The organism is Parasphingorhabdus sp., assembly GCF_048269915.1.
Taxonomy (GTDB): Bacteria; Pseudomonadota; Alphaproteobacteria; order Sphingomonadales; family Sphingomonadaceae; genus Parasphingorhabdus.
Genome location: NZ_JBLWTY010000005.1, coordinates 60,440 through 72,729 on the forward strand (window position 1 = coordinate 60,440; position 12,290 = coordinate 72,729).

Below are 12,290 nucleotides of genomic sequence, written 5' to 3' on the forward strand. Positions count from 1 at the left end.
TAGCAGCGCCATATGGCAAAAGAAGAATTGTTGGAAATGAAGGGAATGGTTCGCGAACTGCTTCCCAACGCGATGTTCCGGGTCGAGCTGGAAAACGGTCATGAAATCCTGGGGCACACCGCCGGCAAGATGCGCAAGAATCGTATTCGTGTGCTCGTCGGTGATGAAGTGCTCGTGGAGCTAACCCCCTATGACCTGACCAAGGGCCGTATCACCTATCGTTTCAAGTGACGAGTTTTGGCCCGTCATCCCGGACTTTTTCCGGGGTTCCGTGCGGTTGGAAAACGGCGCTTGCGCTTTGACGTCGGGAGTGCTGAATCAAGTTCAGCATGACGGAAAATAATCTATGAAAATCGTCCTCGCCTCGTCCAGTCCGCGCCGTCTGGAACTGCTCGGTCGTCTTGGCGTTACGCCGGACCGGATTGTCTCTCCCGACATTGACGAGTCTCCCCGCAAGGGCGAACTGCCGCGCGAATATGTCGTTCGGATGGCGCAGGAAAAGGCCGCCGCCGTTGCGCGCGAAGATGATGAAATTCTCATCGCCGGAGACACAACCGTTGCCGTGGGCCAGCGGATTTTGGGTCAGGCCGCCGATGCCGCTGAGCAGCGCAAGTTTTTGCAGCTGCTCAGCGGGCGGCGGCACCATGTGATGTCGGCGGTCTGCGTGATTGCCGCCGATGGCACGGCGCGCACCAAATTGTCGGACAGTGTTGTGAAGTTCAAACGCTTCGAGCCCCGCGAAATAGACGCCTATATTGCCTCGGGCGAAGGTCAGGGCAAAGCCGGCGGCTATGCTATACAGGGAACGGCGGAGGCCTTTGTCACCTGGATGGCCGGCAGCTACAGCGGGATTATGGGTCTGCCGCTATATGAAACCAGAAATCTTCTGATCAGCGCGGGCTATCCTCTTGGCTGATTTTGCTGACGGCTGGCTTTACGAAGCCGGGATCGGTGAAAACCGGGCGTTGCGGCTGGGAAATAGCGCGCTCGTGCAAATACGGGTCGAACGTGCCGATGGCAGTGCCAGGGCCGGCGCGGTGGTCGATGCGAAATTTACCCGGCAATGGGTCGCCGGGAAATCCGGGATTGTGGTTCTGCCGGACGGGCAAGAGGCTCTGCTGCAGCCACTCCCCAAGGGATTGACCGAAGGCGCGATATGCCGGGTAGAGATCGTTCGTGCGGCAATGATCGAGCGCGGGGGGCAGGCCAAGCGCGCCAAGGCTCGGCCCGCCGACAAAGATGCCCCGTTGCGTGATGGGCCGGGCTTGCTGGCGGAACTCGAAGCATCGGGATATCCCCTCAAACATGTCCACGCGCACGGAGAGGATTTTCTGGCGCAACATGGCTGGCATGAAGCGATTGAACAGGCGGAAAGCGGGCGGATCGATTTCGAGGGCGGGAGCCTGTTGATTGCGCTCACGCCGGCCATGACAGTGATTGATATCGATGGGCCGCTGGCACCATTGGAACTGGCGAAACGGGCAGCGAAGGAAATAGCTCTTGCGCTGGTGCGCTTCGACATATCCGGCAATATCGGCCTTGATTTTCCGACGCTGGAAGCGAAAGCGGAACGCGCCGCTGTAACCGCAGTCTTTGATGAATATATGGCGGCCAATTGCGAACATACGGCGATCAACGGCTTCGGTTTCATGCAGATTGTCAGCCGCAAGGTCCGGCCATCGGTGTTGGAAATCATGCAGGCCAACCGCTCGGTCAATGCGGCGCTGAAACTGCTTCGGCAAGCAGAGCGGGATCGCGGTACCGGCACCATGCGCATGGAAGTGCATCCGGCTGTAGCGACCAAGTTGAAAGCGGAATGGCTGGAAGAACTGGCAAGGCGTACGGGCAGGGTGATCGAGGTTGAAGCCAAAGGCAGTATTTCCATCAATGGCGGTATGACAGGATAATCTACTCCCCCTTGCATTTCAGTCGCTCACTCTTCAAAGCCAGCGCATGACCGATATCATCCTTTACGACTATTGGCGAAGCTCGGCGAGCTACCGCGTGCGCATCGCGCTCAATCTCAAGGGCGTGTCCTACACTGCGATCAACACCAGCCTGCTCGACGGGGATCACAAGGCGGCGGACTATGTCGCGCGCAATCCGCAGGGCTTTGTGCCGATGTTGTCGATTGACGGGCATGACCTGACCCAGTCGCTGGCGATCATCGACTATCTAGATGCAAAATATGATGATCCGCCGATGGTTTCCAGCGACCCGGCCGAGCGAGCCAAGACGCTTGCCCAGGCACTGGTTATTGCCGCCGATATTCACCCGGTAAACAATCTGCGGATATTGAAATATCTGAAGAATGAACTGGGGCACAATCAGGACACTATCAACAAATGGAACCGCCACTGGATCGCGGAAGGCTTTGCCGCTCTTGAGACGATGGCGCCCGAAACCGGCCTTTTTGGCGGGGAGCAACCCAATCTTGTCGATGTCTGTCTGGTTCCGCAAATGTACAATGCGCGGCGCTTTGAGACAGATTTGAGTGACTTTCCCAGGCTCGTGCGAATTGACGCGGCGTGCAATACTCTAGAGGCGTTTCAGAAAGCTGCGCCGGAAGCGGTGAAACCAGTATAATGAAAAAATGGATTTTGGCGCTGCCGCTGCTGGCAATGAATGTTCCTGCATGGGGGCAGACTTTGGATGACGAGCTCCCTGAAGAGCTTCCTTCCATTGCGGGGACGAAACTTCCTGCTTCGATCATCGTGACCGGGCTATCGCTATCAGATGCCGACGAAGTCTATACCGTAAGGTCTCTCGAATTTGAAAAAGCGGAGCGGGTGGAAAATGCATTGCGCAATGTTCCCGGCCTTCAGCAGTTTCGCCGGTCCGATGCCCGTTCAGCCAATCCGACAAGCCAAGGTGTAACTATCAGAGGTTTAGGGGGTAACGCATCCTCCCGTGCCTTGCTGATACTGGATGGTGTCCCGCAAGCTGATCCGTTCGGTGGCTGGGTTGCCTGGCCCGGCTATGATGCACTTGCTCTGAACAGCGCCCGGATAACCCGAGGTGGTGGCAGCGGTGCCGACGGGCAGGGTGCCATTGCCGGAACCATCAAACTGTTTAGCGACAATGTCGGTGATCTTGTGGAACTGGGCGCTGCCTATGGCAGCCGCAACAGCATCGATGCCGATTTGCTCTTTGGTCGCGAACTGGGGCAGGGGCAGCTGACCATTTCCGCCAACTATGCCCGCGGCGACGGCTTCATCCCGATCATCGAAGACCAGCGTGGTTCGGTTGACCGCCCGGCGGAGTACGAGCAGGCCGGTCTCGCCGCCCGCTTCGTTGCACCGCTATCCGAAACGGTTGAATTGCAGGCCAATGTTCGCGCCTTCACCGATGATCGCGAACGCGGCTTTGCCTTCAGCGAAAACCATAATGACGGCGCCGATGCCAGCATCCGACTGATTGACCGGACGTCGGACTGGCAGTGGTCCACTCTGGCCTATGTCCAGATTCGTAATTTCGATGTCAGCTTTGGCGGTGTCGCTGATGACCGCAATTCGGTGAGCCGCGTTTTCGAGCAATTTAATGTGCCGTCCACGGGACTGGGCGCGCGCTTTGAAGTACGGCCTCCGGTGGGCGACAATGTCGAATTGCGCCTGGGTGGTGACTGGCGTCGGACCGAAGGCACCACGAACGAAAACTTTTTCTTCGCCGACAATGACACACCGCGCCGCAGCCGCAGGGCCGGAGGCAGCACGGCCACCTATGGCGGTTTTGTCGAAGCGACTGTGCACGCCAGTGACGCGTTGCTTTTGACCGGTGGCGGACGTGTGGATTTCTGGTCGATCAATGACGGTTTTCGTAAAGAGATAGAGCTAATCAATCCATTCCCCGGGTCGGTTCGTACGGATGAGATGTTCACCAATCGTAGCGACACGGAATTTACCGGCCGCGGCGGTTTTGCCTTTGATGCAAGCGATGCGCTTACCCTGCGCGGCGCGGCCTATCTCGGCTGGCGCTTGCCGACCTTGAACGAATTGTTCCGGCCTTTCCGGGTCGGCGCGGATGCGACGGCCGCCAATGAATTGCTGGAGCCGGAGCGGGTCAAGGGCGCAGAACTTGGGCTGGATTGGGAGAGCGGCCTTGTCACGCTGGGTATTACCGCCTTTTACAATCAGCTTGATAATGCTGTCGCAAACGTGACCCTGGCCAATGGACCGGGGGTCTTCCCCGGCGTCGGATTTGTCTCGGCGAGCGGCACATACAGCCAGCGCCAGAATCTCGACGCGATCAAATCCACAGGCGTTGAAATCGATGCCGCCTTTGATCTCGGTGAGCTGGTGGATGGGCTGACCATCCGCGCTGCCTATGCCTTTATCGATGCCGAGGTGGACGGGTCCGGTGATGCGGCTGCGGTCGATGGTTTTCGTCCGGCCCAGGTCCCCCGGCACAATGCGTCCGGCTCTATCCGATGGGAAAAAGACAATGGCACTGGTGCGAGCCTGTCGGCGCGCTATGTCGGGCAGCAATATGAGGATGATGTCAATATCCTCAGTCTCGCCGACGCTTTCACGATAGATGGTCGGATGGCGCTGGCCGTTACAGATCGGCTGCTGGTCGAAACCCGGGTTGAAAATCTTCTCAATGCCCGGGTAGAGGCTGCGATCAGTAGCAATGGAATTATAGAGCGTGCGTTTCCTCGGACATTTTGGCTTGGACTTCGCGCAAAAATTGAATAAATATTACTTATGACCGTACGTCTTGATGAATTTCTGCCTTACCAGCTTTCTACGTCGTCCAACGCCGTTAGCGACCTGATAGCGAGCGAATATAAGAGCCGCTTTGGCCTCAAAATTCCAGAGTGGCGGGTGATGGCGGTGCTCGGCACACGCGGCGCTTCAACGCAGCGGCATCTGGTTGAAGCGACTTTGATGGACAAGGTCACAGTCAATCGGGCGGTGAAAAATCTGGTCGATCGCGCTTTGCTCGACCGCAGTCCGAATAGCGCTGACGGTCGTTCTCACCATTTGTTGCTAAGTGGTACCGGCCGCGATCTCTATGAGCAGATCATGCCCGCTGCCCAGGCGATGGAAAAGAAGATCATGGCCGTGCTTAGCCAGGCGGAAAAATCCCAGATGTCAGCGATGTTGGCAAAGATCAAAAAATCGGCGGACGACATTGCGGCGGAATAAAAAAGAGCGGCGGAAATCGCCGCTCTCTTGAATTTTTGGCAAATTCCTCCCGCTATATCAGCGCATCGGAGATCGAGCAGGCCGCGGGGCCGAGAATCACGATAAATAATGTCGGCAAGATGAAAAGAATGAGCGGTATCGTCATGATGGCGGGCAGCCGGGCAGCCTTTTCTTCGGCGCGCATCATCCGGTCATTACGGAATTCGGCGGACAGAACCCGCAAGGCGGATGCCAGAGGCGTACCATATTTCTCGGTCTGGATCATCGTCGTCACCACGCCTTTGACATGCTCCAAAGCCACGCGATAGGAAAGATTTTCAAAGGCCTGCCGTCGTTCGGTCAGAAAACCCAATTCAATCGATGTCAGCGAGAATTCGTCGGCCAATTCCGGGTAAGCGCTGCCCAGTTCCTTTGCAACCCGGCCAAAGGCCGTGTCGACGGTAAGCCCGGCTTCCGCACAGATGACGAGCAGGTCGATCGCGTCGGGCAGGCCTTTGCGGATCAGATCGGTCCGTTTGGCGATGAGATTGTTGACATAGAGATCAGCACCTTTGTAGCCGAGAATGGCCGCGCCCGCGAACACGGCAAAACGTTTCAGATCAGACCAGTCGGCGAGATAGTTGAAGCCATATATGGCAAGTGCGGCACCGCCACCCAAAATGATCGGCAATACCAGTCTGCTGAAGATGATGACAAACGCCATATCCTTCGAACGGATGCCGGCCTGCGCCAGTTTTTGCTGCGCTTCCTTAACCTGGGCATCCTGCAATACTTGCATCGACGACAACATGTTGCGCATGCGATCGGTCGTGTCATTCTGTTGCACAAGCTTTGCGCGCTTTTTGGTGGTTGAAGCGGTGATACCCGCCTTCAACTGTTCGCGCCGATCGTTCAGCGCCTTGACCCGTTTTGCCATTGGATCGCGAACTGTTATAGCGGCATATATCGCGAAGAATACTGCCGCTGCCGCGACGGCAGACAAAATTGTCGCCACCCACAGGACGTCAACGCCCATTAATGTTGGTCCGCCGCTGGTTGTCATTTGCCTTGCACCTTCACACTAAATCTCGAAATTGACCATTTTGGCCATGATGAACACGCCAATGCTCATCCAGCACAGGCCGCCAAGACCTGCGATGATCAAGCGGTCCTCGTAGAAAAATCCCGCCAGATAGGTCGGGTTTACGGTGTAAACCAAACCAAAAACGATGAACGGCAGCGACCCGACGATATAAGCCGAGGCTTTGGATTCCGAGGACATCGCCTTGATCTTGAGCTTCATCTGGCCACGCTTGCGAAGCACGTCGGCAAGGTTGGACAGGGTTTCCGCCAGATTGCCTCCGGTTTCCCGCTGGATTGCCAAAGTGATACAGAAGAACTGGAATTCTGCTGTTTCCATGCGCTTGGCGCTCTCTTGCAGCGCATCCTCCATGGTTCGACCAATCTTGATCCGGTCAACCACCTTCTGGAATTCCTCGCCAACGGGGCCGCCGATTTCCTTTGCAACCACGCCGATCGTCTCGGTTACCGGCAAGCCGGACCGCAGGCCGCGGACAAGCAATTCGATGGCATCGGGAAATGAAGCCGTAAATTTGTTGACGCGGCGGTTAATCAGAAAGCCGACGATGAAATGCGGTAATCCGGCACCGGCAAGAAGGCCGACAAACAGGGACAGCAATAGCGGAGCTCCCTTGAGCATAAGAAGTCCGAAAACGACCGCGAATATGCCACCTACCGCATAGAAAAAATAGGAGAGGGGCCACTGATGGCCGGTTTTCTCCATCCGGATCGCCAATATTTCCATCTTGGTCATGTTTTCGCCCATCGGGCGGGTGGTTTTACGCCGCGCCGAAAGCGCTTTTTTCATCTGGGCTTCAACCCGCACATCCGCATTGTCGGAATGGCGCAATTTGAGCTTGTCCAGACGCCGTGTTTTGGCCTGTGACAGCGATGGGCCTGCAAATGCGAAGATGAGCAGAAGCAACACTGCCAAAACACCAGCGCCCAATATCGCAATTTGCATCATACCCATATTCTAGTTCCTTAAAAGCTGAAGAATGTTTGCACCTGCTTCAGACTTTAGCGGCATCCTCGTTGAGTTTTTTCGACGGAAGCAAAGATTTCAGATCACTGAGCTTGTTCATGAACGATTTCTTGCCGTCGGCATCGCCGCCTTCGCCAGCGTCGACGGATCCGAGCACAATGTCGGTCAACTCGGCAATTCTCGCAGAGGCTTTGCTTGCCTTTCCGGATTCCACCAGAGCCTGGCCCAATTTCGCAGACTGTGCCGCGGCCTTTGGATCATAGGGGATCATTATGTCGATCTTGCGCTCGATTGAGCTTTCGAAATCCTGCCGGCCAATTTCCGTGCTGTGGGTTTGTACCTTGTTGGCGACGATATAGACCTTGCTTTGTGCTGCGTGGGATTTCAGCCAGGACAGCAGGCGAATGCAGTCACGGGCGGAAGCCAGGGTCAGTTCAGTCACGATGACAGTTGCGTTCACATCGCCCAGAAGGTGAGGATAGTTGATCAGCATGTCGCGCGGCAGATCAATCACCGTACAATCAAATGCAGCGCGAAATTCTTCCTGCAATTGGAAGAAAGCGGAGCCATCGGTCATTATCGGCGAGTTGATCGGCGCTTCCGCAGACAGCAACGATAGCTTGTCATTGGCCTTGATCATGGCACGTTCGATGAACAGGCCATCGATCCGGCTGGGGTTGTCGATCGCGTCGGTAAGGCCGCGACCGGGCTCCAGATCCAGCGCAAGAGCGCCCGTGCCGAAATGGACATCCAGATCAAGCAGGGCAGTCAGGCGTTCCCTGTCATTGCTGAGCAACCACGCCATTGACGTGGCAATTGTTGAAGTCCCGACGCCGCCCCTTGTCCCGATCACAGCGGTCGAGACATGTGGCTTTTCGATGTGTTGATCATCGCTTTTTGGCGCGTTGAGCACCGCCTGCGCGTGCGACAATACGTCGCGCAACTGTTCGGGGCTAAAGGGTTTCAGGAGATAGTCCTGCAAACCGCTCACGATCAAATCCCGATACAGGCGAACATCGTTGACCTGGCCCATGGCAATCACAACGGTGCCTGGTTCGCAGACTTCGGCCAGCGAGTTAATGTCGTTTAGAGGGTCGCCCGATTCCGACAGGTCGACCAGCAAGATGTTGGGGCTGGCAGAAACGGAAAGGGTCTGAACAGCGTTGCGCAGGCCACCTCTGCTACACTTGTCGATCGGCCAGCCCATTTCTTCGACCACCGGACGGAGCATCTCGAGCGTGTCTTCATCGCATACAAATGCGGCAAACGGCTCACGTCCGTTAACCGAACCGGGTTTCCAGGGAGCGTTCATTATTGTCCTCCAACTTTCTTGTCGCGATAAGCTCGGATCGCTTTGGAAGCGCGCGACTGATCTTCACCGTCGGCATTTTGGCCGCGGACCAGATCTTCCGGATCAGCAATCATGGCAGCCAGGGTGCTGTTGGTTCCGCAACCATAATTTTCGCTCGTGCGCGCTTGAAAATCGGTGTGGCTACGATAGCTATAATCAGGGCATCCCGGTACCGAAGCCGATGCGCGTGTGACAACAACCCGCATTTGGCCCGCTGGCACATTGCCTTCGGTAACGGGTGCGGTTTCGCTGATCAGCAATCCGTAGCTTGCAACAATGGCCTCGACGGCGGTTTTTGCCACGGGGCTCGCGGAATAACTCGGATCGTCGATCGAAACGCGATCGCCATAACCAAGGTCCAGAGCATCGAACCAGCCGGACAGGCGGTTTTGCTCTGAGGACGACAATCCGCCATTGCCAGCACTCAGGTCCAGAACGAAATTCGTTTTGGAAACAACCGGCTGGCGCTCGCTATAGACGCTGCGGTTGGCGGTTGTGCTGCCACATGCCGCAACCGAGAGCCCGAGGGCGGTGATAAGTGCCATTGAAACGATGCGCATGATCTGTTCTCCTGATCGGGCTTATTTGTCGAAACTGAAACCGGGAGCTGTCCCGCCGGATTTTTTGGATTTTTTCGCCGATTTGACTGGTGCCTGTGGTGTCAGGCTGCCAAGAGCCGGGCCTGTCGGCGTAGGCGGCGCAACGCTCGGTTTGGGTCTGTCTCCGCCGGTATCGGAATGGTTGCGGTTCAACAGAAAACGCTCTGCATCATTAGCCGCTTTGAAGCCATCGGTCGGGAGCACGATCTCGCTGTCGCTTACAGGTTTTACGAGATATGGCGTGACCACGATCATCAGTTCGGTTTCGTTGCGACGATAGCCGTCGGACTTGAACAACGTACCGAGGATTGGAACGTCTGCCAGCCCCGGCGTCTTGTCGATTGCCGAATTGTAGCTATTCTGCATCAGACCCGCGATCATGAAGCTTTCACCCGAACCCAGCTCCACGGTGGTTTCCGCTCGCCGGGTTGAGACGGCGGGGATGCTGAAGCCATTGAGGACAACAGCGCCGTTAGAAGTGATTTCCGAAACTTCCGGGGCGACGCGGATGGAAATCCGGCCGTTGGATAGCACCGTGGGCGTGTAAGACAGGCTCACACCAAAATTTTTATACTGGACGGAAACTTCACCCAGCCCGGTTGAAATCGGAATAGGGAACTCGCCGCCAGCAAGGAAGGTCGCGGTTTCACCAGAAATGGTCGTCAGATTTGGTGATGCCAAAGTGCTAACCAGACCAACCCGCTCGGAAACGTCAAAAGCGGTGGCGATATCCAGCCCGAACAGGCGGCCTGCCGCCTGAATGGTATTCAGGCCTGAGTTGCCCGTATAGTTGAACGCGGTTCCTCCCGCTGTAACGAACTGGCCGGTTGCCGGGTTGAACGGCAGCGAAATCGAACCCGCAGGCAAGCCAAATAACTGCGATGCATCGAGCTTAGGGAAGGCGGATGTGAAATCGTCGATGGATCCGAAGTTGCGGCCGCGCGACACACCAAATTGGAAGCCACCGGTTGTATCCCGGGTCAGCAAATTACCGTTAATTTCTTTGGCCAGCGATCGGCTGACTTCGGCAAAGCGGACCTTCAGGTTGACCTGCATCGGGGTCGCCGTTTTCAGGCGACTGACAACACGGGTCGCATCGCCGACAAAGGCTTGCACCAAGTTTTCCGCTTCTTCTGCGTCGTCGGGATTGGCGATAGTTCCTGTTAGCAGGACGAAATTATTGGTCGTGCTGACCGCAATATTCGCATCGGGCATGGCCAGGCCAAGCATTTGATCAATCGAAGAAATTTCCGCACCGACGGAAACTTCGGCTGAGTATATGACTTTGCCGGAGGCGCTTGTCGCATAAAAGCTGGTCTGCCCCCCTTTTTTGCCGAAGATATAAATCTGGCGTGGCGAACGCACCTGAACATCGGCAATATTATTTTCGGCAATGAAGATATCTTCAATGGGAGCGGGTAGCGAGATCAGCTTGCCACGACCAACCGAAAGGGAAATGCGAGAATCTGGTTGCGATATATTGACCGACTGAGCGTTCACTGCGGTGGAGTTATTGGCAGCCAGGGCCAGGGCGAGAACGGCAGCGACGGCAACACCCGTAACTTTTTTCGCCGAACGGCTATGCTGTGCATATTCTACGGCCATTACTTGTCTCCAAACTCGATTTCATTGATCGTATTGCCGCGCGCGACGCGGACTACCGGACCTTTGGGTTTTTCTTTTTCGGCCAGCGGCGGGGGTGAGCGCGTTTCAAAGCGCGACACATCGCCTCCGGTCGAGAAGGTTGATTTCGTGCTGCTGGGCCGAGCTGCGAGTGACCGGATCATATCGGCTTCAGCAACCGGATCGTCCGTTTTCGGTAGTTTGATTGCGCCGGACGCGATGGCTTCTTCCAACTCTGCGGCGCTGTCGGCCAGCGAACGTAGCGAGAGGCTCAACGTACCCAGGGTCTGGGCAACCGAAATCTGCTCGGCAATTTTCGGAGTGGCTTCCAGGGTAACAAGCTTTGCTTTCTGGGCGAATTGCTGTCCCTGTTCATTCTTGGACGCGGTCACCCGGTTGTCGGTGGCCAGCACCCGCAGATTGCGGATGACGGTTTCGGAAACCTTGAGTTCCGGACCCTCGCCTTTCACCGACTGGGTCAGCATCAAATCCACGCGGTCTCCCGGGAATACAAAACCCGCAACACCAGTCAGACCGGATACCGGGATTGTGACGGCGCGCATGCCGGGGCCGAGTGCAGCGGCAAGGAAGCCGCGATCCCCCGGCGCAACCAGCGCGCCTTTGGTGAGCGGCTGACCAGCAGTGATCGGATTGCGGACCACGGTACCAGCAAGCGATTCGACGTTGGTGCCTTCCTTCATGAAATAGACGTCTTCGATCAGGTTCTTCGGCCAGGGCTGAAACCGGAAACTGTCGGGCGTGATAATCGTGCCAACCGGAAGGGCGCGGGTTGCAACGAGCACCTCGTCGCCAACGACTTCCGCTTTCTTCGCTGCCACTTGAGGTGCGGACGCACCATCAAACATGTTCTTGGCGAGCAGTGCCGTGACCGCCGCCACGATCAATGCGCCAACCAGCAAAATGATCTTCTTCTTGTCCATGACGTCTCACGCCTCCTGAATGCCCCCGCCCAGATGGTTCCATCGGCGGTCTTTTTCTCTTTCGAGTAAAATGGTTAAAATATCGTTTGTGAATTTTGTGCTGTAATGCCCCAGATGGTCCACAAGCCCGAGAAAGCGATGGCGACGCCATAGGGAACTTTTATAGGCCCCTCGGTCTTGTGGATTTTCTTCCCGATCACCATCAACAGCGTCAGCACTCCGCCCGCGATCGACATGACCACCAGTAACTCCAGAAACGTCAGCCAGTGCATCCATAAAGCAATTGCCGTCAGCAGTTTGACATCACCACCACCCATCGCACCTATCGCGAACAGGCCGGCAAATATGGTAAATATGATAGCAGCCAAACCGATTTGACCGACCATTTCGGGCCAGAAAGACATGCCGCTGAAAATCCAGAACACTGGTGCGCCCAGGGCAATGGTCAAGTTGAGCCAGTTTGAAATATGGCGTCTTTTGAGGTCGGTGATCGCGGCCACGATCAGTGCAATTGCCAATCCGCCCCAGAGCAAGTAGATGAAGTTTTCGCTATTCATAGACTGACCGTCTAGTTAATTTGCCTTA

At 56.2% G+C, this 12,290-nt stretch carries 13 protein-coding genes; 6 read left to right on the forward strand and 7 right to left on the reverse strand.

Annotated elements, in window-relative coordinates; genetic code table 11:
- Positions 1–12: 12 nt before the first annotated feature.
- The 6 genes from infA to ACN0WX_RS12410 all read left to right on the forward strand — a co-directional run bounded on the left by infA (position 13) and on the right by ACN0WX_RS12410 (position 5,147).
- On the forward strand, positions 13–231 hold the full coding sequence (gene infA / locus ACN0WX_RS12385) for a translation initiation factor IF-1 (RefSeq protein WP_066742521.1): 219 nt from the start codon (positions 13–15) through the stop codon (positions 229–231).
- A 115-nt stretch (positions 232–346) separates the two neighbouring features.
- Complete coding sequence (locus ACN0WX_RS12390; RefSeq protein WP_417622643.1) at positions 347–916, forward strand: Maf family protein; 570 nt, start codon at positions 347–349, stop codon at positions 914–916.
- Entirely contained in the window at positions 909–1,907 is a 999-nt protein-coding gene (locus ACN0WX_RS12395) for a ribonuclease E/G (RefSeq protein ID WP_417622644.1), read from the forward strand. The genes ACN0WX_RS12390 and ACN0WX_RS12395 overlap by 8 nt, the downstream gene beginning before the upstream one ends.
- Positions 1,908–1,953: 46 nt before the next feature.
- Complete coding sequence (gene maiA / locus ACN0WX_RS12400) at positions 1,954–2,586, forward strand: maleylacetoacetate isomerase (protein ID WP_417622645.1); 633 nt, start codon at positions 1,954–1,956, stop codon at positions 2,584–2,586.
- Positions 2,586–4,694 (forward strand): TonB-dependent receptor, encoded by a 2,109-nt coding sequence (locus ACN0WX_RS12405; RefSeq protein ID WP_417622646.1) that lies wholly within the window; start codon positions 2,586–2,588, stop codon positions 4,692–4,694. The genes maiA and ACN0WX_RS12405 overlap by 1 nt, the downstream gene beginning before the upstream one ends.
- 9 nt (positions 4,695–4,703) lie before the next feature.
- Positions 4,704–5,147, forward strand: coding sequence for a MarR family winged helix-turn-helix transcriptional regulator (locus ACN0WX_RS12410; protein ID WP_417622647.1), 444 nt, complete (start codon positions 4,704–4,706; stop codon positions 5,145–5,147).
- A 52-nt stretch (positions 5,148–5,199) separates the two neighbouring features.
- Here ACN0WX_RS12410 and ACN0WX_RS12415 read toward each other — a convergent pair whose 3' ends face one another.
- The 7 genes from ACN0WX_RS12415 to ACN0WX_RS12445 all read right to left on the reverse strand — a co-directional run bounded on the left by ACN0WX_RS12415 (position 5,200) and on the right by ACN0WX_RS12445 (position 12,262).
- Complete coding sequence (locus tag ACN0WX_RS12415) at positions 5,200–6,189, reverse strand: type II secretion system F family protein (protein WP_417622648.1); 990 nt, start codon at positions 6,187–6,189, stop codon at positions 5,200–5,202.
- Positions 6,190–6,207: 18 nt separating this feature from the next.
- Positions 6,208–7,179 carry a type II secretion system F family protein gene (locus ACN0WX_RS12420; protein ID WP_417622649.1) on the reverse strand — a complete coding sequence of 324 codons (972 nt, stop codon included), beginning with the start codon at positions 7,177–7,179 and terminating at the stop codon, positions 6,208–6,210.
- Between the two features lie 40 nt (positions 7,180–7,219).
- On the reverse strand, positions 7,220–8,503 hold the full coding sequence (locus ACN0WX_RS12425) for an AAA family ATPase (protein ID WP_417622650.1): 1,284 nt from the start codon (positions 8,501–8,503) through the stop codon (positions 7,220–7,222).
- Positions 8,503–9,102, reverse strand: a complete 600-nt coding sequence (locus ACN0WX_RS12430) for a CpaD family pilus assembly protein (protein ID WP_417622651.1) — start codon at positions 9,100–9,102, stop codon at positions 8,503–8,505. Before ACN0WX_RS12430 ends, ACN0WX_RS12425 begins: the two co-directional genes overlap by 1 nt.
- Before the next feature lie 21 nt (positions 9,103–9,123).
- On the reverse strand, positions 9,124–10,746 hold the full coding sequence (locus ACN0WX_RS12435) for a type II and III secretion system protein family protein (protein ID WP_417622652.1): 1,623 nt from the start codon (positions 10,744–10,746) through the stop codon (positions 9,124–9,126).
- Positions 10,746–11,705, reverse strand: coding sequence for a Flp pilus assembly protein CpaB (gene cpaB, locus ACN0WX_RS12440; protein ID WP_417622653.1), 960 nt, complete (start codon positions 11,703–11,705; stop codon positions 10,746–10,748). Before cpaB ends, ACN0WX_RS12435 begins: the two co-directional genes overlap by 1 nt.
- A 74-nt stretch (positions 11,706–11,779) precedes the next feature.
- A complete protein-coding gene (locus ACN0WX_RS12445; protein WP_417622654.1) occupies positions 11,780–12,262 on the reverse strand; it encodes an A24 family peptidase in 483 nt (160 codons plus the stop codon).
- Positions 12,263–12,290 lie beyond the last annotated feature (28 nt).

Bases quoted from the DNA above. Each gene is read 5' to 3' on its own strand.
- infA (WP_066742521.1), top strand. From the start codon at position 13: ATGGCAAAAGAAGAATTGTTGGAAATGAAGGGAATGGTTCGCGAACTG.
- ACN0WX_RS12390 (WP_417622643.1), top strand. From the start codon at position 347: ATGAAAATCGTCCTCGCCTCGTCCAGTCCGCGCCGTCTGGAACTGCTC.
- maiA (WP_417622645.1), top strand. From the start codon at position 1,954: ATGACCGATATCATCCTTTACGACTATTGGCGAAGCTCGGCGAGCTAC.
- ACN0WX_RS12405 (WP_417622646.1), top strand. From the start codon at position 2,586: ATGAAAAAATGGATTTTGGCGCTGCCGCTGCTGGCAATGAATGTTCCT.
- ACN0WX_RS12410 (WP_417622647.1), top strand. From the start codon at position 4,704: ATGACCGTACGTCTTGATGAATTTCTGCCTTACCAGCTTTCTACGTCG.
- ACN0WX_RS12415 (WP_417622648.1), bottom strand. From the start codon at position 6,189: ATGACAACCAGCGGCGGACCAACATTAATGGGCGTTGACGTCCTGTGG.
- ACN0WX_RS12420 (WP_417622649.1), bottom strand. From the start codon at position 7,179: ATGGGTATGATGCAAATTGCGATATTGGGCGCTGGTGTTTTGGCAGTG.
- ACN0WX_RS12425 (WP_417622650.1), bottom strand. From the start codon at position 8,503: ATGAACGCTCCCTGGAAACCCGGTTCGGTTAACGGACGTGAGCCGTTT.
- ACN0WX_RS12430 (WP_417622651.1), bottom strand. From the start codon at position 9,102: ATGCGCATCGTTTCAATGGCACTTATCACCGCCCTCGGGCTCTCGGTT.
- ACN0WX_RS12435 (WP_417622652.1), bottom strand. From the start codon at position 10,746: ATGGCCGTAGAATATGCACAGCATAGCCGTTCGGCGAAAAAAGTTACG.
- cpaB (WP_417622653.1), bottom strand. From the start codon at position 11,705: ATGGACAAGAAGAAGATCATTTTGCTGGTTGGCGCATTGATCGTGGCG.
- ACN0WX_RS12445 (WP_417622654.1), bottom strand. From the start codon at position 12,262: ATGAATAGCGAAAACTTCATCTACTTGCTCTGGGGCGGATTGGCAATT.